Below are 24,457 nucleotides of genomic sequence, written 5' to 3'. Positions count from 1 at the left end.
CTTCCCCGACGCGAGGAGCCCCCATGGCCATCGCCATTACCCTGCACGTGATCGCCGCCGTCCTCTGGGTGGGCGGCATGTTCTTCGCCTGGATGATCCTGCGCCCGGTGGCCGCCGGCCAGCTGGAGCCACCGGCCCGCCTCACCCTGTGGCGCGGCGTCTTCGACCGCTTCTTCCCCTGGGTGTGGGCCGCGGTGGCGGTGCTGCTGGTCACCGGGCTGTGGATGCTGTTCGCGGTCTTCGGCGGCATGGCCGGCGCGCGCTGGCACATCCACCTGATGCTGCTTTCGGGCCTTGCCATGATGGCCATCTACCTGCACCTCTGGTTCGCTCCCTACCGCCGGCTCTGCCGCGCCGTGGAGGCCAGCGACTGGCCCGAAGGCGGCCGGCAGCTGGCGCAGATTCGCCGCCTGGTCGGCATCAACCTGATCCTCGGCCTGCTCACCACCGCCATCGCCTCCGGTGGCCGCTATCTCTGAGCGGGTGCCTCCCGGGGCTCTGACCTGCCGTCGGGCACCCAGCGCAGGCAGCGCTCGCCCCGGGCCAGGCGCCTCTCGATAAAGCGCCGGGTCCGCTCCTGCCGGTGGCTGTCGTCCCGAGCCCAGACTCCCAGGGCGGACAGGAAGAGCCCGGTCAGGGCCACCTCCTCCAGCTGAGCGCGCCGGGTGCCGTAGGGTGCCGGCAGCCGCGCCGCCTCCCGCCACCACTGCACGGTGCGCGACAGATCGAAGAGCATGGGCACCCAGGTATGCAGGTGGGGAAGATGGGCCTTGGTGCGCAGCATCTCCACGGTGACCCGGCGATGGGGCGCCAGCGCATCCAACCAGGCGAGCAGGCAGTGCGCCAGTCGCTGGACCTCCGGCCAGTGCTCGAAGCCCTCGGGCTTCTCGGCCAGCATCGCCTCCAGGCCGCGCTGGAACCAGGCATTGGCCACCGCGTCCAGATCGCGAAACTCCGCCAGCACCGCCGCCATGGGCACCTCCAGGCGCGCGGCGACCTCGGTGAGCCTGACCGCCTCCCAGCCGTGCCGCTCGGCCTCACCCAGGGACGCATCGACGACGCGGTCGCGCAGCAACGTCTCATCGGCGCCGGGCTCGTGATGAACGGCAATCAGGGTCATGGGGCACCTCCGGGGCAGGCTGAGGATTCGTGCGCAAGCACTCTGCCAGCAGAATAGACCCTGGACGCGGGACGCCGCGACTGTCACGAAACCGTCACCTGAAGAGACGGCCTAAGCTGGTAAGGTACGGCGTCGCCGCCGGGCGACGCCTTGACGGCGCCATGAGGTGCGGCAAGAGGTCGTCACCAGGGAAGAAGGGAGGCACGCCATGCGCATGCTGGCGCTCTACAGCATCAAGGGCGGGGTGGGCAAGACCGCCTCGGCGGTCAACCTGGCGGCAGAGGCCGCCGCCCAGGGCAGGCGGGTGCTGCTCTGGGATCTCGACCCCCAGGCGGCCACCACCTTCTACCTGCGCATCAAGCCCAAGATACGCGGCGGCGTGGCCAGGCTGGTGAAGGGCAAGGCCGCCTTCGACAAGGTGATTCGGGCCACCGAGGTAGAGAACCTCGATCTGCTGCCCGCCGCGCTGGCCTCCCGGGAGATGGACCAGCTGCTGGCCGAACAGCAGGAGAACCAGCTCCGGCGCATCCTGAAACCGGTTCGTCACGACTATGACCTGGTGATCCTCGACTGCCCGCCGACGCTCTCGACCCTCTCCGAGAGCGTCTTTGCCAGCGTCGACGCCCTGCTGGTACCCATCGTACCCACGGTGCTCTCCCTGCGCACCCTGGAGCAGCTGCGCGACTTCCTCGACCGGCACGACATCCCCTGCCAGGTATGGCCCTTCGTGACCCTGGCGGACCGTCGCCGCCACCTGCACCGGGACACCATCGCCGAACTCCCCAGGCAGTGGCCGCTGCGCCTCTCCACCACCATTCCCAGCGCCAGCGTGGTGGAGCGCATGGGGGTCGAGCGCGCCCCCCTAGGCCAGTTTGCCCGCACCTCCCCTGCCGCCGGCGCCTACCGGGCGCTGTGGCAGGAGATCGCCCAGCGCCTGCAGTAGGCAGAGGGGCCGGGCCCCGGCTAGAGAGCGCTGCCGCAGGCCACCCCGCTCGCCCAGGCCCACTGGAAGTTGTGGCCGCCAAGCTCGCCGGTGACGTCGAGCACCTCGCCGATAAAGCGCAGCTGGGGCAGCCCTTCCACCGCGAAGCTCTGCGACGAGATCCGCCGGGTATCCACGCCCCCGAGGGTCACCTCGGCGGTGCGCCACCCCTCGGTGCCGGCGGGCTTGAGCCGCCAGTCGCCGAGGCGCTCGGCCCAGGCTGCAAGCTCGGCGTTGCTGCGCTCGGCCAGCACGCCATCGCCGCCGTGCCACTCGATCAGCGCCTGGGCCAGGCGCCGGGGCAGCTGCTCCCCCAGCCAGGAAGAGAGCCGACGCTTCGGCGTCTCCCGCCGGGCGACACAGAGCGCCTCGAAGGCCTGGATGCCCGGCAGCAGGTCGATGGCCAGCTCGTCGCCGGGCCGCCAGTGGCTGGAGATCTGCAGCATGGCGGGCCCCGAAAGGCCACGGTGGGTGAAGAGCATGGGCTCGCGGTAGTGGCCGCGAGGCCGGCCCGCCTGGAGGACGCGCACCGCCACCTCGCAGGCGACCCCGGAGAGCGCCTCGGCCCGGGCCTTCCACTGGGAGGTCAGGGTGAAGGGCACCAGCGCCGGGCGCGTCTCGGTGACCTCGAGGCCGAACTGGCGGGCCAGCTCGAAGCCGAAGCCGGTGGCCCCCATGGTGGGAATGGAGAGACCACCGGTGGCCACCACCGCCGCCCCGCAGTCGATGGCGCCCCGGGAGGTCACCACTCGCATGCCCTCGCCATGGCGCTCGAGGCGCTCCACCGAGGTGTTGAGGCGCAGCTCCACTCCGGCCCACTCGCACTCGGTGAGCAGCACCCGGACGATCTCCTTGGCGGAGTCGGCGCAGAAGAGCTGGCCCGGCGCCTTCTCCACATACTCCACCCCGTGGCGCTCCACCAGCTCCACGAAGTGCTCGGGGCGATAGCGCTTCAGCGCCGAGATGCAGAAGTGCGGATTGGCGGAGAAGAAGTTGGCCGGCGTGGAGTTGAGGTTGGTGAAGTTGCAGCGCCCGCCCCCGGACATCAGGATCTTGCGCCCGGGCCGCTTGGCATGGTCGATCACCAGCACCCGCCGACCGGCATAGCCCGCGGTCAGGGCACACATCAGGCCGGCGGCGCCGGCGCCGAGAATCACCGTGTCATAGGTCATGGTCAGGTCGGGCCGCTTGTGAAAGGGAGGCGCATTCTAGCAGGCCCGAGCCCGACTGTTGATGACGCCCTCCCTGAACGCGCATTGAACAAATGTACAATATTTGTACACTAACCGGTGTTCTCCTCAAGATTGTGAATTGTTGTCACACTCGCGCGGCGTATCATGGGTAGCCTGATAGGCACCCCTGCCGGGCTGGACGCCCGCAGAATCGCGCCTCCGCCACCCTGGACCAGACCCGAGCTCTCATGACCCCCTCTTCGTCTCGCCTGACCCCACGCCTGCTGGCCGCCCTGCTGGTGGTGCTGCTGCTGGCCACCCTACTCTCCAGTCCACCCGCCGCTGCCCAGGAGCGCACGCCGGTGATCGGCGCCCGGGCCACCCTGGCCCCCTGGTCCGACCCCCTGGAGGCGCTGGGGACCCTGCGCGCCGACGAGAGCGTGACGCTCTCGGCCACGGTCACCGACATCGTCGCCGAGGTGAACTTCCGCGACGGCCAGGTGGTGGAGGCGGGCCAGCTGCTGATTCGCCTGGAGGATGCCGAGCAGCAGGCGCAGCTGCGCGCCGCCCAGGCCCTGCGCGACGAGCGCCGTGCCACGGTGGATCGCCTGGCCCAGCTGCAGAGCCGCAACCTGGCCCCGCGGGCCGACGTGGAGGACGCCCGGGCCAGGCTGCGTCAGGTGGAGGCGGAGATCCAGGGGCTGGAGGCGCGGCTGCGCAACTACCGGCTGCGCGCTCCCTTCGACGGCGTGGTGGGCTTTCGCAATATCAGCCTCGGCAGCCTGGTCACCCCGGGCACCGAGCTTGTGACCCTCGACAAGGTCGACGTGATGAAGCTCGATTTCAGCGTGCCCGAGGTGTTCCTGGCCCTGCTCGAGCCCGGCCTGCCCCTGACGGCGCGCAGCGTGGCCTTCCCCGACGAGCGCTTCGAGGGCCATGTGGAGAGCGTCGGCTCCCGGGTCGACCCGGTGAGCCGCAGCGTCAGCGTGCGCGCCGAGCTGGCCAACCCCGAGCGGCGCCTGCGCCCCGGCATGCTGATGGAGGTCATCGTCCAGCGCAGCCCGCGGGAGGCCGTGGTGGTGCCGGAGAGCGTGCTGATCCCCAGCGGCGATCGCCAGTACGTCCTGGTGATCGACGAGGATGACCAGAATCGCGTCGAGCGCCGGGAGGTGAAGGTGGGCGAGCGGCGCACCGGCCAGGTGGAGATCCTCGAGGGCCTCGAGGCGGAGGAGCTGCTGGTGGCCCATGGCGTCCAGCGCGTCCAACCGCGGGACCAGGTGACCCTGCTCGGGGTCGCGGATGCCGACACCTCGGTGCCCGAGATCCTCGAGGCGAGCCGCGGGGAGCGTGACTGATGCGCCTCTCCGATCTCTCCGTACAGCGCCCGGTGCTGGCCACCGTGCTGGCACTGCTGATCGTCGCCTTCGGCCTGCTGGCCCTGCAGCGCCTGCCGCTGCAGGAGTACCCCTCCATCGACCCGCCGGTGGTCAGCATCGACACCCGCTATCCCGGCGCCTCCGCCAGCGTGGTGGAGACCCGCATCACCCAGGTGCTGGAGGACCGCATCGCCGGGGTCGAGGGCATCGAGCTGATCACCTCCTCAAGCGAGGATGGCCGCTCGCGCATCAATATCGAGTTTCGCCTCGACATGGATATCGATGCCGCCGCCAACGACATCCGCGACCGCATCTCCGGGGCCCTGCGCAACCTGCCCGACGAGGCCGACCCGCCCGAGGTGCAGAAGGCCGACTCCAGCGAGGAGGTGATCCTGTGGCTCTCGCTGACCGGCGACGGCTACACCATCCCCGAGCTCACCGACTACGCCGACCGCTACCTGGTGGACGGCTTCTCGGTGCAGCCCGGGGTGGCCCGGGTGCGCATCGGCGGCGGTCGCGAGTACGCCATGCGGGTGTGGATCGACCGCAACGCCCTGGCCGCTCGCAACCTCACGGTGAGCGACGTGGAGGGCGCCCTGCGTGCCGAGAACGTCGAGCTCCCGGCCGGCTCCATCGAGTCCCAAGAGCGTCAGTTCATCGTGCGCCTGCCGCGCAGCTTCAACCAACCGGATGACTTCGAGCGCCTGGCCCTCACCCAGGGCGCCGACGGCTACCTGGTGCGGCTGGGCGACGTCGCCCGGGTGGAGATCGGCTCGGTGGAGGACCGCTCGGTGTTCCGCGCCAACGGCGTGCCCATGGTGGGCCTGGGCATCATGAAGCAGTCCACCGCCAACGTGCTGGAGGTCTCCCGCGGCGTGCAGGCGGAGCTCGAGCGGGTCCAGGCGAGCCTGCCGGAGGGAATGTCGCTCTCCCTCAACTACGACGCCTCGGTGTTCGTGGCCGGCGCCATCGAGCAGGTGGTGATGACGCTCTTCATCGCCATGGGGCTGGTGGTGGTGGTGATCTTCATGTTCCTCGGCAATGTACGCACCACCCTGATTCCCGCGGTGACGGTGCCGGTGGCGATCATCGGCGCCTTCATGGCCCTGGCGCTCATGGGCTTCTCCATCAACCTGCTGACCCTGCTGGCCCTGGTGCTGGCCATCGGCCTGATCGTCGACGACGCCATCGTGGTGCTGGAGAACATTCACCGCCGCATGCACGACTATGGCGAAACGCCCCTGGTGGCGGCCTTCAAGGGGACACGGCAGATCGCCTTTGCGGTGATCGCCACCACCCTGGTGCTGGTGGCGGTCTTCGTGCCGCTGGCCTTCCTTCAGGGCAACGTGGGCCGGCTCTTCTCGGAGTTCGCCCTGACCATGGCCGCCGCCGTGGCCATCTCCAGCGTACTGGCGCTGTCGCTGACCCCGATGATGGCCTCCAAGATCCTCAAACCTGCCCAGGATGACAGCCGTGTCGCCCGGGCCGTGCAGTGGCTGCTGGAGCTGACCCAGCGCCTCTATCGCACTCTCCTCGAGTGGGTCCTCAAGGCGCGCCTGGCGGTGCTGGCGGTCTTCGTGGGGCTGATCGCCGTCACCGTCTGGCTTGCCGACCTGCTGCCCAGCGAGTATACCCCGCAGGAGGATCGCGGCAGCTTCATCATCCTGGTCAACGGCCCCGAGGGGGCCACCTTCGACTACATCATGGACTACATGAACGAGATCGAGGCGCGCCTCGAGCCCATGGTGGAGAGCGGCGACATGGAGCGGGTGGTGATCCGCGCGCCACGCGGCTTCGGCAATATCGAGAACTTCAACAACGGCTTCGGCATCATCGGCCTGGCCGACTGGGGAAGCCGCCGCGACGCCTGGTCGATCATGGACGACGTGCGCGCCGAGCTGGCCGGCCTTCCCGGCGTCCAGGCCTTTCCGGTGATGCGCCAGGGCTTCGGCCAGCGCATCGCCAAGCCGGTGGAGTTCGTGCTGGGCGGCGGCACCTACGAGGAGCTGGCCGAGTGGCGCGACACCCTGATGGCGCATATCCGTGAGGACAACCCGCGGCTGATCGGGCTGGACAGCAACTACCGGGAGACCCAGCCCCAGCTGCGGGTCGATATCGATTACGAGCGCGCCGCCGACCTCGGCGTCACCGTCACCGAGATCGGCCGCACCCTGGAGGTGCTGCTGGGCGGGCGCAACGTGACCCGCTACCTGGATAACGGCCAGGAGTATGACGTCATCGTCGAAGGCGACCGCGCCAGCCAGGCGAGCCCGAGGGCCCTGGACAATATCCAGGTGCGCTCGGCGCGCTCGGGCGAGCTGATCCCCCTGGCGAGTCTGGTGACCCTCACCGACTTCGCCGGCGCCAGCACCCTCAACCGCTTCAACCGCCTGCGCTCCATCACCATCGAGGCCAACCTGGCCGACGGCTACTCCCTGGGGGAGGCGCTGGAGTATCTGGAGAACGCCGCCGCCGAGGTGTTACCGCCCCAGGTCCAGACCGATGTGAGCGGTGCCTCCCGGGACTTCCAGCAGGCCAGCGGCGCCACCACCTTCCTGCTGATCCTCGGCGCCCTGGTGGTCTTCCTGGTACTGGCCGCCCAGTTCGAGAGCTTCGTGCACCCCTTCGTGATCATGCTCACCGTGCCCCTGGCCATGAGCGGCGCCATGCTGGGGCTCTTCGTTACCGGCCAGTCGCTGAACATCTACAGCCAGGTAGGGCTGGTCATGCTGATCGGGCTGGCCGCCAAGAACGGCATCCTGATCGTGGAGTTCGCCAACCAGCTGCGCGACCAGGGGCTGGCCTTCCGTGACGCCCTGGTGGACGCCGCGGTGACCCGCCTACGCCCCATCCTGATGACCGCCGTGACCACCATGGCAGGCGCCATCCCGCTGATCGTCGGCAGCGGCGCGGGCTCGGAGTCGCGCATGGTGATCGGCACCGTGATCCTCTCCGGGGTCGCCGCCGCCACCCTCTTCACGCTCTTTATCGTGCCGGTGGCCTATGACCTGCTGGCCCGCCACACCGGCTCCCCCGGCGACGTCAAGCGCCGCCTGGAGGAGGAGATGGAGGCGAGCCAAGCCGGACGCTAGTCGATGATCGCTCTGCCATCAGGCACAAGGCCACCCTGCGGGGTGGCCTTTTTTTGCCTCCAAACCCGTCGCTGCGACACCAGACCGCAGGCTCGAAATGCCTCGAATTCCTCCTCTTCAACGCGGCATAGACCACCCAAAAAGGCATAAAAGATACATCAAAATACGGGCTTAAATTTGCCAATCTTTTCAAGCACCTTGCGCTCACAAAACATTATATGAATATTAAGCTTTCACCCTCCTCAGAGCCATAACCTATATTTCTTCTTCCACATCAGCAGGTTATGCGACTTAACAAAATTGATTCATGTCAATTTTCTGCGGACAGGGCTTGCCTATATTGGCCGTGGCAGCACCCATACCCGCAGGCAAGCCTGCCGTGATATCCGCCCATCTCACGGAGTCGCACATGGACATCGTTGAACTATCCAGGTTGCAGTTCGCCTTCACGGCGATGGTGCATTTCCTGTTCGTACCACTCACGCTGGGTCTCTCGATCCTGCTGGCGATGATGGAGACGGTCTACGTGATGACCGGCAAGACCATCTATCGCGAAATGACCAAGTTCTGGGGCAAGCTGTTCGGCATCAACTTCGCCCTGGGGGTCACCACCGGCATCGCCATGGAGTTCCAGTTCGGGACCAACTGGTCCTACTACTCCCACTATGTGGGCGACATCTTCGGGGCGCCGCTGGCCATCGAGGCGCTGATGGCCTTCTTCCTGGAGTCGACTCTGGTGGGGCTCTTCTTCTTCGGCTGGGACCGCATGTCGAAGCAGAAGCACCTCGCCGTCACCTGGCTGATGGCCCTGGCCACCAACCTCTCCGCGCTCTGGATCCTGGTCGCCAACGGCTGGATGCAGTACCCCATCGGTTCCGAGTTCAACCTCGAGACCATGCGCATGGAGCTGACCAGCTTCAGCGAGGTGCTGCTCAGCCCGGTGGCTCAGGTCAAGTTCGTGCACACCGTCTCCGCCGGCTACGTCACCGGTGCCGTCTTCGTGCTGGCCATCTCCAGCTGGTACCTGCTCAAGGGCCGCGAGGTCGCCTTCGCCCGGCGCAGCTTCGCCATCGCCTCCGCCTTCGGCCTGGCCGCCGTGCTGTCGGTGATCGTGCTGGGCGACGAGTCCGGCTACGAGCTGGGCGACGTGCAGCAGGTCAAGCTGGCCGCCATCGAGGCGGAGTGGGAGACCCAGCCGGCGCCCGCCGCCTTCACCCTGGTGGGGCTGCCCAACGAGGCGGAGCAGCGCACCGACTTCGCCATCCATATTCCCGCCGCCCTGGGGCTGATCGCCACTCGCTCTCTGGACCAGGAGGTGACCGGCATTCGCGAGCTCAAGGAGCAGCACCGCGAGCGCATCATCACCGGCCAGGAGGCCTATGAGCTGATGTACCGCCTGCGTCGCGGCGAGGGCAGCGAGGCCGACGCGGCCCGCTTCGAGGAGGTGCGCGGCGACCTGGGCTACGGCCTGCTGCTCAGCGCCTATACCGACGACGTGCCCAATGCCACCGCCGCCGAGATCGAGCGCGCCGTGGAGGCCTCGGTGCCCAAGGTGTGGCCGCTGTTCTGGACCTTCCGCCTCATGGTGGCCGCCGGCTTCATCATGCTGGTGCTCTTCGTGCTGGCCTTCTGGCACAGCGTACGCCGCCAGCCCGAGGCGTCCCCCTGGCTGCTGCGTTTCGCCCTGTTCAGCCTGCCGCTGCCCTGGATCGCCTCCGAGGCCGGCTGGTTCGTCGCCGAATATGGTCGCCAGCCCTGGGCCATCGGCGAGATCCTGCCGATCCATATCGCCGTCTCCCACCTGACGGTCAACCAGGTGCTCTTCACCCTGATCGCCATCGCCGTGCTCTACACCATCTTCGTGGTCATCGAGATCTGGCTGATGCAGCACTTCGCTCGCAAGGGGCCCTCCGGCAGCGGCTATCACGCCGGCCCGGACGACCTCGATGCGCCCGACACCGCGCTGGCAAGCAAGCCTCAGGAGGCATGACATGGACTACGAAACGCTCAGATTCATCTGGTGGGTGCTGATCGGCGTGCTGCTGATCGGGTTCGCGGTCACCGACGGCTTCGACATGGGGGTGGCCAGCCTGCTCAAGGTGGTGGGCCACAACGACGAGGAGCGCCGGGTGATGATCAACTCCATGGCGCCCCACTGGGACGGCAACCAGGTGTGGCTGATCACCGCCGGCGGCGCGCTCTTCGCCGCCTGGCCGCCGGTCTACGCCGCCGCCTTCAACGGCTTCTACCTGGCGCTGATGCTGACCCTGTTCGCGCTCTTCCTGCGCCCGCTGGCCTTCGACTACCGCTCCAAGCTCGACAGCCCCGTGTGGCGCAGCCGCTGGGACTGGATGCTGACCATCGGCTCGGCGGTGCCGGCGCTGATCTTCGGCGTCGCCTTCGGCAACCTGCTGCAGGGCGTGCCCTTCCAGTTCGACGACATCCTGCGCCTGGACTACCAGGGCGGACTGCTCGGCCTGCTCAACCCCTTCGCGCTGCTGGCCGGGCTGCTCAGCCTGCTGATGTTTGTCACCCATGGCGCCGCCTGGCTGCAGATGAAGACCGAGGGCGAGCTGCGCGCCCGCAGCGCCGCCATCGGCACCCTGACCGCCCTGGTCTGCGCGGGGCTCTTCCTGGTGGCGGGGGTCTGGCTGATGTTCGGCGTGGACGGCTACCAGGTGACCAGCGTCATCGACACCCAGGGCCACAACGCCACCACCGCCAAGCTGGTGGAGGCGAGCGCCGGCGGCTGGATGGCCAACTATGCGCGCTTCCCGGCGCTCTGGCTGCTGCCGCTGCTGGGCCTTGCGGGCTTCGTGCTCTGCTCGCTGACCATGAAGGCGGGGCGCCACGTGCTGGCCTTCGTCAGCTCTTCGCTGGCCATGGCCATGGTGATCGTCACCACCGGCGTCACCATGTTCCCCTTCGTGATGCCCTCGTCGCTCAACCCGGCCCACAGCCTGACCATGTGGGACGCCACCGCCAGCTACATGACGCTGATGATCATGTTCGTGGTCGTGCTGATCTTCGTGCCCCTGGTGCTCGCCTACACCGCCTGGAGCTACTGGGTGATGCGCGGCCGGCTCAACGAGCAGTACATCCGCGACACCGACAAGGCGCTCTACTGAGCCCGGCCTGAAAGGAGATTACGACGATGTGGTACTTCGCCTGGATTCTCGGCGTCACCCTGGCCGCCGCCCTCGGCATCCTCAACGCCATGTGGCTGGAGCTCAACGGCTATGAAGGCGAAAGCGCCGGAGAGGACCATGAGCGCGGCGACTGAGTCGCCCACCCCGCGGCAGCGGCTCGCCCGCTGCCCCGCCCCTCAGCGCCACTGGCTGCGCGGTGCGCTGCTGCTGGCGCGCCGGCCCGTGCTGCTGCTGGATGAGCCCCTGGCGGGGCTGGACGCCGCCACCCGGGCGCGGGTGGTCGAGTGCCTGCTGCGCCGCCAGGGGCAGGGGCTGCTGGTGATCGCCAGCCATGTCGCCCTGGAGGCTCCGGCAGTGCGACAGCGTCAGCTGACCCTTGACGAGATGGGCCGGCCGGCACTCAGGCCGACCGGATGAGGGCAAATCAGCAGTCGCCGATATGGGCGCCTTCCACCACGGTATTCATCTGCATCTCGCCCATGGGCGACTGGACAGTGACATCGACGCTGCCCTCGAGGCGCTCGCGCAGGAAGTCCATGCGGCCGTTGATGTTGGCCTCGCCGCCCTCTTCTCGACAGATCATCCGGTAGTCGATGCCATCGGCAGAGACGTTGTGCTCGAGCAGCTCACAGCCCTCCTCCAACTCGAGGAACTGGAAGTCCGGATCCTCGAGGTCGCCTTGGGCGATGCACTCCTGGTGGGTGTCGGTCTGGTCGGGAATCGGGATCTCGCCGGTCACCGAGGTGGTGCTGGTGAACTCCCAAAGCCCGGGGGTGATATTGGGGGTCTCCGCCATGGCGGTGAGCGGCAGGGCCAGCAGGGCAGCGGCAAAGAGGGGGCGTGACAGCATGGGGCGTCTCCGAACGGTGAATGGGATACCTCTCCTTCGGCATCCCGGTCAGCTTACCCCCAATCTTCCCGGGGGCCCAAATGCACCCAACGTTGGCCGGGCAGCTAAAGCGACGCCGGAGACCCGCGTAGCGATTCGGCCAGGCGCCATGCCGCGGCGTGAGCAACGCAAGCCTGCCGGTGAGCTGCCCCCCGATCTCCGCACTGGCGCCCTGCCACTCCGCTCACTATCGTTCAGGAAACGGCAGGAGGACTCATCATGTCCGACTGGTACTCCGAAGTGGATTTCGTTCCTCGGCGAGACCTTGTATTGCGCCGAGGTGATTCGGGGGATGAGGTGCGCGCACTGCAGCAGCGCCTCAACGCCGCAGGCTTTTCACTGACGGTGGATGGTCAGTTCGGCCCCCTGACCGAGCAGGCGGTGCGCGCCTTCCAGAAGCGCAGCGGGCTGGTGGTGGACGGCCTGGCGGGCCCCAAGACAGAGGCAGTGCTGGACGAGGCCCGTCAGGAGGACAGCGACCAGCACGGGCACCGGCCGAACCCGCGCCCTGCCGATGATCGCCTGCTGGGCCAGCGGGACCTGGAGTGGGCCGCCGATGAACTGAAGGTGCCGGTAGCCGCAGTGATGGCGGTCAACGAGGTGGAGTCCCGGGGGAGCGGCTTCTTCTCCAACGGCAGGCCGGCCATCCTCTTCGAACGCCATATCATGGCGCGCCGGCTCCGCCACCACGGCATCGACCCAGCCCCCTATGTCGCCAGCGCCCCCGATCTGGTCAACACTTCACCGGGGGGCTACGCGGGGGGCGTCAGAGAGTACGAGCGCCTGGAGCGCGCCCAGCAGATCCACCACGACAGCGCACTGGAGTCCGCCTCCTGGGGACTCTTCCAGATCATGGGTTTTCACTGGCAGCACCTGGAGTACGACAGCGCCCGGCACTATGTGGAGTGCATGCACCGGGGGGAGCGGGCGCACCTCGACGCCTTCGTGCGCTTCATCCAGAAGGACACGGTATTGCTCTCGTCGCTGCGCCATCAGCAGTGGGACCGCTTCGCACGTCGCTACAACGGCCCCGCCTACGCCAGGAACCGCTACGATCTCAAGATGGCCCAGGCCTTCGAGCGACACCGCCACGGGCTGGACGAGTCAGGCATGCTGGCGTGAGCAGCACCGCAGAGGGCGACCCCCGACCTTTTCCAGGATCGAGTAGGAGGGGGAGTCGCCTCCCCCGTCCTCTCACACCACCGGGCATACGGTTCCGTACCACGGCGGTTCACGAAGAACGACTAAGCCCTCTTGACCGTATCGAGTACCGAGATCAGGCCCTGCTGCTCGAACCATTTCCGTGGCAAAGCCTGATTCATGTGCGAGGCGCCGGCGTTCCACCAGGGACCTCGCCCATTCCCCGCTGATTTCCAGGCACGCTTGTCGCCCAGGCCCAGCGCCAGTAGCTTGCGCCGCCGGGTCCATGGGCGCTTCCACTGCCGCCAGATCACGCAGCGCAGTCGACGGCGTATCCATTGATCCAGCACTTCCAGGGGGTGCCTTACATCGACAAGGCGGAAGTAATTGGCCCAGCCCCGCAGGACGGGGGCCAGCTCCTCAATGACTCGCCGTATGTTGCGCCCCCTGCCGCGCTTGAGGATCTCGCGGACACGCTGCATCAGGCGCTGCAGGCTGGCCTTGGCCAGCGTCAGCTTCGGCAACTTGTGCCGGGTCAGCGTGTAACCCAGGTACCCCCGGTTCCAGGGTCGGTCCACCGCACTCTTGTCGCCATTGACCGTCAGCCTGAGCGAGCTCTCGAGAAAATCACTCAGACTGGCCATGACGCGCTCGCCCGCTCGCCGACTCCTGACATACACCTGCATGTCATCGGCGTAGCGGCAGAAGCGGTGACCGCGGCGTTCCAGCTCCTTATCCACGTCATCCAGCAGGATATTGGCCAGCAGCGGGCTGAGTGGCCCGCCCTGGGGCGTGCCCTGCCGGCGTGGCGCGGCCAGGCCGTCCTGGAACATCCCGGCTTCCAGATAGCGTCGGATCAGGCGCAATGCTCGCTTGTCGCGGATGCGGCGCGCGACCCGCGCCATCAGCAGGTCGTGGTTTACCCGGTCGAAGAAGGCTTCCAGGTCGAGGTCGACCACCCAGCGGTGGCCGGCAGTGACATGGGACTTCATCGCCGAGACGGCCTGCTGGGCACTGCGCCCAGGGCGATAGCCGTAACTCGATGCGGAGAATTCCGGATCGAAGATCGGCGTCAGCACCTGAAGCAGAGCCTGCTGAATCAGCCGGTCGGTAACCGTGGGGATGCCGAGCTGTCGCGTTCCGCCCTTGGGCTTGGGGATCTCGACGGCTCGGATCGGGCTGGGGTGGTACTCACCGGCCAGTAGCCGTTCGCACAGCGTTGGCCAGCATTCCTTCAGGTGGTCGGCCAACTGGTGGACCGTCATGCCATCGGCACCCGGCGCCCCCTTGTTGGCGACCACCCTTCGGTAAGCCCGCGCCATGTTGGCCTTCTCTACCACGGCTTCCATGAGCGGGGCGGGCTCCGCTTTCGTCCACGATGACGACGCCGGGACCGTCTCGACGCCCACCGGCCGGGACCCGGGGTACTGCCCCTGCCCCTCTGGGTGGGTGGCGGTATCAGCGCCACTTTCTGCCTTCATGATCGATCCTCGAGACATCATCGCCTACTCGCGGTTCTTCATGTTCGGCCCTTGGTGTCGGGGTGAGTCGACACTTACTATGGCCTCTGCTGACGTCTGGTGGCCCATCCCGCCGCCTCTCGGCGCCGGTAGCACCGTGGCAGACCACCAGACCTCCCAGGGTAAGACGCGCGACCTTCCTCCCATCTACCCGCCGCATTTACTGCCGCCCCTTCCGGATAGCTATCGGGCTTCGGGTAACTTGGCGCCCTCGCCCAGGTGCGACAGCCTCGTATGCGATTTCTGTCCGTCAGGCCGGGAGTTTGCCTTCAGCTTCCTTCAGATTCCGCCTCGCGGCGGACACCCTTGCTGTTCGGCTAGCGGTTCCCGCTATCAGGGTCCGCAGGGGACTTTCACCCCCAAGTCATCCCGAGGCACCACCCTCGGGAACAGCACCTATCGGTGCTACGCGCCATGCCTGGCGCACCAAAGAAAAAGCCGCTGATTTCTCAGCGGCTTTTTCGATATTCGTGGCGGAGGGGGAGGGATTCGAACCCTCGAAGCCTTTCGACTTACACACTTTCCAGGCGTGCTCCTTCGACCACTCGGACACCCCTCCACGTTGTGGCTCATGGGCTGGAGGCGCGAGGCCTTTCGCTCAAGAACGGCGCATATGTTATCGCCTTAAGTGTTCGATTGCAAGCCGCTTTTTCCCCGGAGGGAGGAGCTCGCCGACCGGGACGGGCCGCGCATAGAGGAAGCCCTGGAAGTGACGGCAGCGTGTTCGCGCAGCCAGCTCGCCTGAGCCAGGCGGATTCCAGCACTACCCGACCTGGGATCAAGAAGAAGCCGCTAACACCGCGTAATTGCTGCGAGCCTCCAGGCAGAGCACCTCGCCGCACCAGAGCCGCTGGACCAGGGTGATACGCCCCCGCCCCTTCTGGGCCAGCTGCAGTGCGAGGTTCTCGGGCCCCTCCTCCGCTTCCGGCTCGCACTCGAAGCGATAGTCGCCGGTGACCGGCGCCAGGAAGCGCTGGCTGGCCTCGGCCACCACCACGTCCCGAGCAAGCCCCCGGCGACGCAGCCAGAGGGTCGTCCAGCACCAGCCCAGCAGGGTGGCCTGGGCGGTGAGGGCTCCGCCGAAGCCGGTGCCCTTGTCGTTGAGGCTGGGCGTCAGCGCCAGCTGCCAGACGAGACGCTGGCCGTCCCGGCGCATCTCGCGGATGCCCAGGTGCTCGACCATGGGAATCGCCTCGCCGAGCCAGGCCAGGAAGCGCTGCGGATCATCCTCCTGGCCCTCGGCGGGCAGCGGGAGCCGCGGGTGGGGCTTGCCGATCTCGCGCATCTATCCCCCCTCAGCGCCAGCGTTCAACGAAGGCGTCGATATCATGCTCGGGAATGGGCTTGTGTCGCCCGCCCAGCTGGCCGAGATAGATGAAGGCTACCACCTCATCCTCCTCGTCGAGCCCCAGGCCCTTGCGGACCGTGGGGTCGAAGGCGTACTTGCCGCTGCGCCACATGGCCCCGAGCCCCTGGGCATGGGCGGCCAGCAGGATGGCGTGGGCGGCGCAACCGGCGGAGATCACCTGCTCGATCCGCGGCACCTTGGGCACATCCGGGGTCACCCTGGCGATCACCGCGATCACCATGGGGGCCCGCAGCGGCTTCTTGCGAGCGGCGTCCAGGGCGGTATCCCCCACATGGGGATCCTCGCGATACTCCGCCTCGGCGAACAGCTCGCCCAGACGCTCACGGCCCTCCCCGCTGAACTCGACGAAGCGCCAGGGGCGCAGCTCCTTGTGGTCCGGGGCGCGCAGGGCCGCGCGGTAGATCGCCTCGAGCTGCTCGGGCGTCGGCGGCGGGCCCATCAGCTTGCCCATGGAGCTGCGTTCGTGCAGCAGCGTCATCGCATCCATGTCGTGCTCCTGTTAGCGTGAGTTAACGGCACTCTACCCAAGGCGCCTGGCCGGCGCTACTGGCGGGCCAGGCGCAGGGGCTCCGGCGGGCGCTCGCCGGGGGTGCCCCGCCAGGGGCTGATATCAAGCCCGCCCCGGCGCACATAGCGGGCCAGCACCAGCAGCCGCTCGGGGCGGGCGCGCTCGAGCAGGTCCATGAAGATGTGCTCCACGCAGTGCTCGTGGAAGTCCTGGTGCTGGCGATAGCCAATCAGGTAGCGCAGCAGTCCCTCGCGGTCGAGCCTGGGCCCGCGGTAGCGGATCAGCACGCTGCCCCAGTCGGGCTGGCCGGTGACCGGGCAGTTGGACTTGAGCAGGTGCGAATAGAGGGTCTCCTCGACGATCTCATCGCCCACCGTCAGCAGCTCGGCGCTGGGGGTGTAGCGGTCGACCTCGATATCGAGATCATCCAGGCACTCTCCGGGCAGGGAGCGGGGGGTGAGCGCCTCGTCATCGACGGCGAACAGCTCGACCGCCACCGGCGCGCCGGCCGCCGCGGCGAGGTCGCGCTTGAGGATCTCGGCCACCGCCTCGCGGCTCTCGAAGCGGGTCTGGTTGAAGCCGTTCAGGTAGAGCTTCCAGGACTTGGACTCGATCAGGTTCGCCGAGTCCGCGGGCAGCCGGAAACGCGCCACGGCCACCACCGGCTTGCCCCGGGCATTGAGCCAGCTGGTCTCGAAGGCGTGCCACTCGTCCTCGCCGACGAAGGGCAGCGCGCCCTCGCCGATGCCCAGGGGCGCCCGATTGGCGGCCCGGGGAATCGGGTAGAGCAGCGCGGCGTCGTAGCGCTGCGGATAGGCGGACTCCCGACCCAGGGGAGCGTGTTCGAGGGTCTCGGGGCGATGTTGGTTCATGAACGGATTCCCTTGCCGCGCTCCAGCATCCACAGGGCGATGCTGAACAACACGGCGATGAAGGCGACGACGGCGGCCAGCGCCCAGCCCACCGGGATATCGGAGACGCCGAGGAAGCCGTAGCGGAAGACGTTGACCATGTAGAGGATGGGGTTGAGCATCGAGGCGCCCTGCCAGAAGGCGGGCAGCAGCGAGATGGAGTAGAAGACCCCGCCCAGATAGGTCAGCGGCGTGAGAATGAAGGTCGGCACGATGGAGACATCATCGAACTTGTTGGCCAGCAGCGCATTGATGAAGCCACCGATGGAGAAGAGCGCCGAGGTCAGCACCACCACGCCGATGGTCAGCAGCGGATGGGCGATGCTGATGCGGGTGAAGAAGAGCGACACGATGGTGACGATCAGCCCCACGCCGAGCCCCCGGGCCATGCCCCCCAGCACGAAGCCGGAGAGAATCACCCAGTTGGGCATCGGCGAGACCATCATCTCCTCGATGGAGCGCTGGAACTTGTTGGAGAAGAAGCTCGAGGCCACGTTGGAGTAGCTGTTGGTGATCACCGACATCATGATCAGCCCCGGCACGATGAAGTCCATGTAGCTGAAGCCGTCCATCTCGCCGATGCGCGAGCCGATCAGGCTGCCGAAGATGATGAAGTACATGGTCATGGTGATGGAGGGCGGCAGCAGGGTCTGCGGCCAGATACGCGTGAAGCGCTTGATCTCCTTGACCACCAGGGTCCAGAGGGCGATAGCGGTCTGCATGGCGTTCATGAGCGTACCTCCGCGCCGGCGGCGGCCTTGTCGCGGGCGTCATTGCCCTGCTCCACCATGGAGACGAACATCTCCTCGAGGCGGTTGGCGCGGTTGCGCATGGAGACCACCTCGAGCCCCTGCGCGGAGAGGGCGCTGAAGGCGTCGTTGATGCGCTGCCCCCGATGGACCACCAGTGCCAGCTGGGCCGGCTCCACCTGGCTCACCTCGAAGCCGGGGACCTCCGGCGGCGCCGCCAGGGGGGCGGCCAGGTCGAGCAGGAAGGTCTCGGTGTCGAGCTCGGCGAGCAGTTCCCGCACGCCGGTGTTGCGCACGATCTCGCCGTGGTTGATGATCGCCACGTTGCGACAGAGGCTCTCGGCCTCCTCCAGGTAGTGGGTGGTGAGGATGATGGTGGTGCCCTCCTCGCGGTTGATGCGGCGCATGTACTCCCACATGCTGCGGCGCAGCTCGATGTCGACGCCAGCGGTGGGTTCGTCCAGGATCAGCAGCTTCGGCCGGTGCATCAGAGCTCGGGCGATCATCAGGCGGCGCTTCATGCCGCCGGAGAGCATGCGAGCGCTGCCATTGCGCTTGTCCCAGAGGCCGAGGTCGCGCAACAGCTCCTCGGCCCGGGGCAGCGCCTCCCGGCGGGTCATGCCGTAGTAGCCCGCCTGGGCCAGCACGATATCGATCACTTTCTCGAACTGGTTGAAGTTGAACTCCTGGGGCACCACGCCCAGGTGGTACTTGGCCCGGGCAAAGTCACGATCGATGTCGATGCCGAAGATCGAGACCTCTCCGGCGCTCTTCTGCACCAGGGAGCAGACCACGCCGAGGGTGGTGGACTTGCCGGCGCCGTTGGGGCCCAGCAGCGCGAAGAAATCTCCTTCGGCGACGTCGAGGTCGATGCCCTTGAGGGCCTGGAAGCCATTACCGTAGACCTTGGTGAGGCCACGGATGGACAGAGCCGGTTCGGCCATGCGCAATCCTTGATGCTGGTCAGGGGAAGCGGCGGTCATGCCGCAAAGGCATGAGGATATGGGGGCAGGCGCCTGCGGATTCAAGGCGCTGGGCGAGGACGGCCACGGGAGCCGGACACGCAAAAACGCCTGCACAGGAGCAAGCATCTAAAAAGAACGATGGGGTTGACGATATGAAGCGGGAAACGAGATTCGGCCGGGCTGGCGATCCATCGGGCCGGCGCACCGGATCGTGACCGCAAGCTTGGCTTGACGCAGACCGACATGGAGCGGGAAACGAGATTCGAACTCGCGACCCCAACCTTGGCAAGGTTGTGCTCTACCACTGAGCTATTCCCGCTTGTCGAGTACCGCCTGCAGTTGCGAAGTGGCGTCCCATAGGGGGTTCGAACCCCTGTTCCCGCCGTGAAAGGGCGGTGTCCTAGACCACTAGACGAATGGGACGCATGGAGCGGGAAACGAGATTCGACCGGGCTGGCGTTCCAGCTCGCGACCCTCCTACCTGCTCTGTTCCGCCTACCTAACGGTAGATGGAGCGGGAAACGAGATTCGAACTCGCGACCCCAACCTTGGCAAGGTTGTGCTCTACCACTGAGCTATTCCCGCTTGATCGCACTGCCTGTTGCTACCGGAGAAGTGGCGTCCCATAGGGGGTTCGAACCCCTGTTCCCGCCGTGAAAGGGCGGTGTCCTGGACCACTAGACGAATGGGACGCAGTAAGCCGTTTAAAGCTGATTCCGCCTACCTAAGGGTAGATGGAGCGGGAAACGAGATTCGAACTCGCGACCCCAACCTTGGCAAGGTTGTGCTCTACCACTGAGCTATTCCCGCGTTTTCTTGCACTCCGGCACCTTGATGAGTCGAGTGGCGTCCCATAGGGGGTTCGAACCCCTGTTCCCGCCGTGAAAGGGCGGTGTCCTAGACCACTAGACGAATGGGACGCAATGTCTCGGCTCGTCGAGGTGGCGCGTATGTTACTGAGCCACTCGACGGGTGTCAAGCACCTCGCGAAGGCGGTTTTTCGAACGTGAACCCTTTGCCATCAGGGAGTTGACACGACCTGCGGCGGGGGATAAAGTACGCGCCGCTGGCTACGTAGCTCAGCTGGTTAGAGCACATCACTCATAATGATGGGGTCCCCTGTTCAAATCAGGGCGTAGCCACCAGAACCGCAAAACCCGGCGCCTCAGGCGCCGGGTTTTTTGTATGCGCTCGACCAGCGGCGCATCCTGCCTGGCCGGACAGGCTCACGCCAGGTCAGCGCGATTGCAGAAGGCGACGAGCGCACGGGTCAGATATTCCACGTCCCGCACACCCGCCGTCTCACGAATGGAGTGCATGGCCCACTGGGGCGCCCCCACGTCCAGTGTCGGCACCCCAAGCTCGGTGGCGGTGATCGGCCCGATGGTGCTGCCGCAGCCCATGTCGGCACGAGTCACGAAAGTCTGCACCGGCACCCCCGCCTCGCGACACAGATCCCGGAACATGGCCGCAGTAGCACTGTTGGTGGCGTAGCGCTGGTTGGCGTTGACCTTGATCACCGGCCCGCCGTTGAGCGCCGGCCCGTGGGCGGCGTCGTGCTTGTCGGTGAAGTTGGGGTGCAGCGCATGGGCGTTATCGCAGGAGATCATCCGCGACGCCTGAACCAGGCGAATGAAGGACTCCTCCCCTCCCCCGCCGAGCTGCTCATTGACCCGACGCAACACGTCGCCGAGGAAGGGCCCCTGAGCCCCGCAGGCGCTGGCACTGCCCACCTCTTCGTGGTCGTTGGCGACCAGCAGGGCACCCTGCTTACCATCCGAGGAGAGCAGGGCCTCCAGGCCGATAAAGCAGGAGAGCAGGTTATCGAGCCGCGCACTGGCGATCAGCTCGCCCTCAACGCCAACGCGAGCCGGGGGCTGCATGTCATGAAAGCCCAGTTCGAAGTCGAGAATCTCCACCCCGTCAAGACCGTGCTGCTCGGCGACCCAGCCCTTGAGCAGGCGCTCCAGGTCGGCCTTCCCCCCCCCTTGCAGGAAGACCGGCGCCATCTCGGTCTGGGCGTTGATCGGCCGCCCCTGATTGACGTCGCGATCCAGGTGAATGGCCAGGCTCGGAATGATCGCCACCGGACGGTCGACGCTGAGCAGGAGCCCCTGGAGGCGACCGTCGGGATGTCGCACATGGAGGCGCCCCGCCAACCCCAGGTCTCGGTCAAACCAGGGGGCCAGCAGCATACCGCCATAGGTCTCGACGCCGAGCTGCAGCCAGCCGGCACTGGTCTGGGCAGCGCTGGGCTTGAGGCGCAGGCCAGGGCTATCGGTGTGGGCGCCGATCATGCGCAGCGCGGCGAGCTCCCCTTCGGGCAGCTGCAGGGCAACGATGGAGGAGTCGTTGCGGGTCACATAGACGCGCTCGCCGGGCGAGAGCCGCCAGCCGTCACGCTCGTCCAGGCGACGGAAGCCCGCCGCCTCGAGGCGGGCGGCCATGCTGCCGACGGCATGCCAGGGGGTGGGCGAACGGCGCAGAAATTCGAGCAGGCGCTCGATGAGGTCGTCCTGGGACATGAGATCCTCTACTGACTAACAGGTGTCATGGGATGACGGGGGAAGCTGCTACAATACTCCTTCGGTCCGCGCAACTCGCGGGCCCGAAAAGGGTCAAGGGAACTAGAGTGTACATGAAACCGGGAGTGCTTCATCGATGAGCCTGCTTGCCCACCTGGCACGTCCAGCCGCCGCTCTGGTCGGCCTGCTGCTGGTTGCCGGGGTTGCCCTGGCGCAGCCGCAACCCACCGACGCCCAGCGTCAGGCGGCCGTCGAGGTCGCCGAATCGCTGCGCTATGGCCACTACGCCGACATCAGCCTGGATGACGCCTGGTCGCACCAGGCCTTCGAGCGCTATCTGTCGGTCCTGGACGGCCAACGCGCCTTCCTGCTGGCCGAGGATGTCGACGACTTCCGCCACCTGGAAGCGCGCATCGACGACGCCCTCTTCGATGGCGACCTTAACGATATCTACGCGCTTTACCACCGCTATCACGAGCGCGCCGAGTCACGCTTCGAATGGCTGCTGGAACGGCTCGACGAGGGGCTGAACTTCACCTACGACAGCGACATGCGCCTCGAGCTCGACCGTGACGAGGCCCCTTGGGCCGAGAGCATCGAGGAGCTCGATGAGCTCTGGTTCAAGCGCCTCAAGAACGCCGCCCTCACGCTTGCCATCAGCGGCCAGGACGATGACCAGGTTGAGACCAACCTGCGTCAGCGCTACGAGGGGCAGCTCAGCCGGGTTCGCCAGACCAACGAGGAGGACATCTTCGGCCTCTTCATGGCGGCGGTCACCAGCAGCATCGACCCCCATAGCGGCTACCTCTCCCCCCGCCAGGGCGAGTCCTTCGATATCCAGATGCGCCTCTCACTGGAGGGCATCGGCGCCATGCTGCAGTCCGACGGCGAGTACGTGAAGGTCGCAAGCCTGGTGCCCGGCGGCCCCGCCGACCGCGCCGGCGTGCTGGAACCCGCCGACCGCATCATCGCCGTCGGCCAGGAAGAGGGCGAGATGGTCAACGTAGTGGGCATGCGCCTGGACAACGTGGTAGACCTGATTCGCGGCCCCAAGGGCTCGGTGGTGCGCCTTGACGTGGTGCCCGCCCAGGCGGTGGACATGACCCGGTCGCGGGTCGTCGAGATCACCCGGGACACCGTGAACCTGGAGGATCAGGCAGCTCAGGGCAAGGTGATCGAGATCGAGCGGGATGACGGCATGCACCGCATCGGCGTCATCAAGATCCCCACCTTCTACGTGGACTTCGATGCCTGGCAGGCGGGTGAGGAAGACTTCCGCAGCACCACCCGAGACGTGGCCCGGGAGGTCGAGCGCCTCAAGGAAGAGGGCGTGGAGGGCATTGTGCTCGACCTGCGCAATAACGGCGGTGGCGCCCTGCAGGAGGCCAACTCGCTGATCGGCCTCTTTATCGACCGCGGCCCCACCGTGCAGGTGCGTGACGCCCGGGGCCGTATCAGCCTCTACGGCGACACCGAGGCCGGCACCCTCTATGACGGCCCCCTGGGCGTGCTGGTCAATCGCCTGTCCGCCTCCGCCTCGGAGATCTTCGCCGGCGCCATCCAGGATTACGGCCGCGGCCTGGTGCTGGGCACGCCGACGTTCGGCAAGGGCACGGTGCAGACCCTCAACGACCTGAGCCACGGCCAGATCAAGCTGACCCGCGCCAAGTTCTACCGCATCTCCGGCGACAGCACCCAGCACCGCGGCGTGGAGCCGGACATCATTTTCCCGAGCCTGATCGACCCGGAGCTGATCGGCGAAAGCAGCCTGGACAACGCCCTGGACTGGGATACCGTGCGCTCGGTGCAGTATCGCCACTACGGCGAGCCGTGGCGCCACCTGGAGGCGATCAAGGACCGCCACCGTACTCGCGCCGCCGAGCACCCGAACTTTCGCTACCTGACCGAGCAGGCAGAGCTCAACCGTCGCCTGCGCGAGCAGACCGTCAGCGTCAGCCTGAACCGCGAGCAGCGCCAGCGGGAGGTCGAGGAGCAGGAGGCCGAGCAGCTCGCCCTGGAGAACACGCGCCGCCAGGCGCTTGGCCTGGACCTGCTCGAGGAGTGGATTGACGCCCGCGATGAGGAGAGCGACGAAGAGCCGGTGGAGCAGGTCCAGGTGCAGGAGGCCGCCCATATCCTGCTCGACTACGCCCTGCTGGACCCCGGCTACCGCTACGCCCAGCGCAACTGATATCGCCGGCACCGAAAGCCCAACGCGCCGCCCTTCGGGGCGGCGTTTTCATGTCCGACAAACGGGCAGTAGGACACGCCGAATCCCCGACAGGCGGGCAACACAGGATTGACAGACACGCAAAAATTCGCCCGGCAGGGACGATAACAGAAAAGAGAGAGTGAGATGACTAGGAGATGGCTCCCGGAGCAGGACTCGAACCTGCGACCCAGTGATTAACAGTCACTTGCTCTACCAACTGAGCTATCCGGGAACGAAACATATGAGCCGATGGCTCCTCGAGCAGGGCTCGAACCTGCGACCCAGTGATTAACAGTCACTTGCTCTACCAACTGAGCTATCGAGGAATCTCGGCCTTCAGCAGCGTGCTCGATGCGATCTTGGCTCCCGGAGCAGGACTCGAACCTGCGACCCAGTGATTAACAGTCACTTGCTCTACCAACTGAGCTATCCGGGAACGGCGTCGAACACGGGGCGTAGTATACGGATTCGCTTGTGAAGGTCAAGGCCCGGATGGCCCAGCGCCGAAAGGTAGATGGTCCAGCACCGAAATGCAGAACGCCCGCCGGGCCATGGAGGCCGGGCGGGCGTTCGATATCTGGTGGCTACGCCCTGATTTGAACAGGGGACCCCATCATTATGAGTGATGTGCTCTAACCAGCTGAGCTACGTAGCCAAGGCTGAGAGGCGCGGCTTGCGCCAATCAACGGGGCGCATTATGCCCATGCCGAGCCCAGTTGGCAACCCCTGGCTGGCAGATCCTGCGCACTGGCCGCTTGCAGGGAACTCGGCTAGTCTG

Annotated in this window: 20 protein-coding genes and 12 tRNA genes; 11 read left to right on the top strand and 21 right to left on the bottom strand. The window is 66.7% G+C overall.

The genetic code is table 11. The annotated features are described in order from the left end of the window. Positions 1–23: 23 nt before the first annotated feature. Entirely contained in the window at positions 24–479 is a 456-nt protein-coding gene (locus tag NHL60_RS07295) for a DUF4149 domain-containing protein (protein WP_253450824.1), read from the top strand. Here NHL60_RS07295 and NHL60_RS07290 read toward each other — a convergent pair. Continuing rightward, complete coding sequence (locus tag NHL60_RS07290) at positions 470–1,120, bottom strand: hypothetical protein (RefSeq protein ID WP_253450821.1); 651 nt, start codon at positions 1,118–1,120, stop codon at positions 470–472. The two genes, NHL60_RS07295 and NHL60_RS07290, sit on opposite strands and share 10 nt — an antisense overlap. Before the next feature lie 208 nt (positions 1,121–1,328). Here NHL60_RS07290 and NHL60_RS07285 point away from each other — a divergent pair, with 208 nt between their 5' ends. After that, positions 1,329–2,063, top strand: coding sequence for a ParA family protein (locus tag NHL60_RS07285; RefSeq protein WP_253450818.1), 735 nt, complete (start codon positions 1,329–1,331; stop codon positions 2,061–2,063). Positions 2,064–2,083: 20 nt separating this feature from the next. Here NHL60_RS07285 and NHL60_RS07280 read toward each other — a convergent pair whose 3' ends face one another. Further along, positions 2,084–3,274 carry an NAD(P)/FAD-dependent oxidoreductase gene (locus NHL60_RS07280; RefSeq protein WP_253450815.1) on the bottom strand — a complete coding sequence of 397 codons (1,191 nt, stop codon included), beginning with the start codon at positions 3,272–3,274 and terminating at the stop codon, positions 2,084–2,086. A gap of 248 nt (positions 3,275–3,522) precedes the next feature. On the opposite strand from NHL60_RS07280, the gene NHL60_RS07275 reads away from it, so the two are divergent. The 6 genes from NHL60_RS07275 (at position 3,523) to NHL60_RS07250 (ending at position 11,308) form a co-directional block, all read left to right on the top strand. Continuing rightward, a complete protein-coding gene (locus NHL60_RS07275; RefSeq protein ID WP_253450812.1) occupies positions 3,523–4,629 on the top strand; it encodes an efflux RND transporter periplasmic adaptor subunit in 1,107 nt (368 codons plus the stop codon). Further along, a complete protein-coding gene (locus NHL60_RS07270) occupies positions 4,629–7,742 on the top strand; it encodes an efflux RND transporter permease subunit (protein WP_253450809.1) in 3,114 nt (1,037 codons plus the stop codon). The genes NHL60_RS07275 and NHL60_RS07270 overlap by 1 nt, the downstream gene beginning before the upstream one ends. Positions 7,743–8,151: 409 nt before the next feature. Continuing rightward, positions 8,152–9,732, top strand: coding sequence for a cytochrome ubiquinol oxidase subunit I (locus NHL60_RS07265; RefSeq protein WP_253450805.1), 1,581 nt, complete (start codon positions 8,152–8,154; stop codon positions 9,730–9,732). Position 9,733: 1 nt separating this feature from the next. Beyond that, the gene (cydB, locus tag NHL60_RS07260) at positions 9,734–10,870 is read left to right on the top strand and encodes a cytochrome d ubiquinol oxidase subunit II (RefSeq protein WP_253450803.1); all 1,137 of its coding nucleotides are present in this window, start codon (positions 9,734–9,736) and stop codon (positions 10,868–10,870) included. 26 nt (positions 10,871–10,896) lie between these two features. After that, entirely contained in the window at positions 10,897–11,025 is a 129-nt protein-coding gene (gene cydX, locus NHL60_RS07255) for a cytochrome bd-I oxidase subunit CydX (protein ID WP_253450800.1), read from the top strand. Continuing rightward, on the top strand, positions 11,009–11,308 hold the full coding sequence (locus NHL60_RS07250) for an ABC transporter ATP-binding protein (RefSeq protein WP_253450797.1): 300 nt from the start codon (positions 11,009–11,011) through the stop codon (positions 11,306–11,308). The genes cydX and NHL60_RS07250 overlap by 17 nt, the downstream gene beginning before the upstream one ends. A gap of 7 nt (positions 11,309–11,315) precedes the next feature. On the opposite strand, the gene NHL60_RS07245 is transcribed toward NHL60_RS07250, so the two are convergent. Continuing rightward, positions 11,316–11,741, bottom strand: a complete 426-nt coding sequence (locus NHL60_RS07245; protein WP_253450793.1) for a DUF3617 family protein — start codon at positions 11,739–11,741, stop codon at positions 11,316–11,318. Between the two features lie 258 nt (positions 11,742–11,999). Between NHL60_RS07245 and NHL60_RS07240 the strand changes: the two genes are divergently transcribed. Beyond that, on the top strand, positions 12,000–12,902 hold the full coding sequence (locus NHL60_RS07240; RefSeq protein ID WP_253450790.1) for an N-acetylmuramidase family protein: 903 nt from the start codon (positions 12,000–12,002) through the stop codon (positions 12,900–12,902). 122 nt (positions 12,903–13,024) lie between these two features. On the opposite strand, the gene ltrA is transcribed toward NHL60_RS07240, so the two are convergent. The 13 genes from ltrA to NHL60_RS07175 form a co-directional block, all read right to left on the bottom strand. After that, a complete protein-coding gene (gene ltrA, locus NHL60_RS07235; RefSeq protein WP_253446530.1) occupies positions 13,025–14,401 on the bottom strand; it encodes a group II intron reverse transcriptase/maturase in 1,377 nt (458 codons plus the stop codon). Positions 14,402–14,911: 510 nt separating this feature from the next. Beyond that, positions 14,912–14,999: transfer RNA gene (locus tag NHL60_RS07230), tRNA-Ser, on the bottom strand. 219 nt (positions 15,000–15,218) lie between these two features. Continuing rightward, entirely contained in the window at positions 15,219–15,725 is a 507-nt protein-coding gene (locus NHL60_RS07225) for a YiiD C-terminal domain-containing protein (RefSeq protein WP_253450787.1), read from the bottom strand. 10 nt (positions 15,726–15,735) lie between these two features. Then, the gene (locus tag NHL60_RS07220) at positions 15,736–16,296 is read right to left on the bottom strand and encodes a nitroreductase family protein (RefSeq protein ID WP_253450784.1); all 561 of its coding nucleotides are present in this window, start codon (positions 16,294–16,296) and stop codon (positions 15,736–15,738) included. A 56-nt stretch (positions 16,297–16,352) separates the two neighbouring features. Further along, the gene (gene queF, locus NHL60_RS07215; protein ID WP_253450781.1) at positions 16,353–17,189 is read right to left on the bottom strand and encodes an NADPH-dependent 7-cyano-7-deazaguanine reductase QueF; all 837 of its coding nucleotides are present in this window, start codon (positions 17,187–17,189) and stop codon (positions 16,353–16,355) included. After that, positions 17,186–17,959, bottom strand: a complete 774-nt coding sequence (locus tag NHL60_RS07210; RefSeq protein ID WP_253450779.1) for an ABC transporter permease — start codon at positions 17,957–17,959, stop codon at positions 17,186–17,188. Before NHL60_RS07210 ends, queF begins: the two co-directional genes overlap by 4 nt. Continuing rightward, positions 17,956–18,921, bottom strand: coding sequence for an ABC transporter ATP-binding protein (locus tag NHL60_RS07205; protein ID WP_253450776.1), 966 nt, complete (start codon positions 18,919–18,921; stop codon positions 17,956–17,958). The genes NHL60_RS07210 and NHL60_RS07205 overlap by 4 nt, the downstream gene beginning before the upstream one ends. A gap of 265 nt (positions 18,922–19,186) precedes the next feature. After that, positions 19,187–19,261: transfer RNA gene (locus NHL60_RS07200), tRNA-Gly, on the bottom strand. A gap of 28 nt (positions 19,262–19,289) precedes the next feature. Beyond that, positions 19,290–19,365: transfer RNA gene (locus NHL60_RS07195), tRNA-Glu, on the bottom strand. An 87-nt stretch (positions 19,366–19,452) separates the two neighbouring features. Next, a tRNA-Gly gene (locus NHL60_RS07190) sits at positions 19,453–19,527 on the bottom strand. Positions 19,528–19,558: 31 nt separating this feature from the next. Next, a tRNA-Glu gene (locus NHL60_RS07185) sits at positions 19,559–19,634 on the bottom strand. A 43-nt stretch (positions 19,635–19,677) separates the two neighbouring features. Further along, positions 19,678–19,752, bottom strand: a tRNA-Gly gene (locus NHL60_RS07180). A gap of 34 nt (positions 19,753–19,786) precedes the next feature. Then, a tRNA-Glu gene (locus NHL60_RS07175) sits at positions 19,787–19,862 on the bottom strand. Between the two features lie 148 nt (positions 19,863–20,010). Here NHL60_RS07175 and NHL60_RS07170 point away from each other — a divergent pair. Continuing rightward, positions 20,011–20,087: transfer RNA gene (locus tag NHL60_RS07170), tRNA-Met, on the top strand. Positions 20,088–20,168: 81 nt separating this feature from the next. Here NHL60_RS07170 and NHL60_RS07165 read toward each other — a convergent pair. After that, on the bottom strand, positions 20,169–21,467 hold the full coding sequence (locus tag NHL60_RS07165; protein WP_253450773.1) for a M18 family aminopeptidase: 1,299 nt from the start codon (positions 21,465–21,467) through the stop codon (positions 20,169–20,171). 136 nt (positions 21,468–21,603) lie between these two features. Here NHL60_RS07165 and NHL60_RS07160 point away from each other — a divergent pair, with 136 nt between their 5' ends. Further along, positions 21,604–23,658 (top strand): carboxy terminal-processing peptidase, encoded by a 2,055-nt coding sequence (locus tag NHL60_RS07160; RefSeq protein ID WP_253450770.1) that lies wholly within the window; start codon positions 21,604–21,606, stop codon positions 23,656–23,658. A gap of 177 nt (positions 23,659–23,835) precedes the next feature. Here the strand turns inward: NHL60_RS07160 and NHL60_RS07155 are convergent. The 4 genes from NHL60_RS07155 to NHL60_RS07140 form a co-directional block, all read right to left on the bottom strand. Beyond that, positions 23,836–23,911, bottom strand: a tRNA-Asn gene (locus NHL60_RS07155). An 18-nt stretch (positions 23,912–23,929) separates the two neighbouring features. Then, positions 23,930–24,005, bottom strand: a tRNA-Asn gene (locus NHL60_RS07150). A gap of 34 nt (positions 24,006–24,039) precedes the next feature. Next, positions 24,040–24,115: transfer RNA gene (locus NHL60_RS07145), tRNA-Asn, on the bottom strand. A 142-nt stretch (positions 24,116–24,257) separates the two neighbouring features. Further along, positions 24,258–24,334: transfer RNA gene (locus tag NHL60_RS07140), tRNA-Met, on the bottom strand. Positions 24,335–24,457: the final 123 nt, after the last annotated feature.

Source organism: Halomonas sp. Y3, from assembly GCF_024137965.1.
In the GTDB taxonomy this organism is placed as follows: domain Bacteria; phylum Pseudomonadota; class Gammaproteobacteria; order Pseudomonadales; family Halomonadaceae; genus Halomonas; species Halomonas mongoliensis.
The sequence above is the reverse complement of the archived record's forward strand: the minus strand, read 5'-3'. Positions and strand labels throughout refer to the sequence as shown.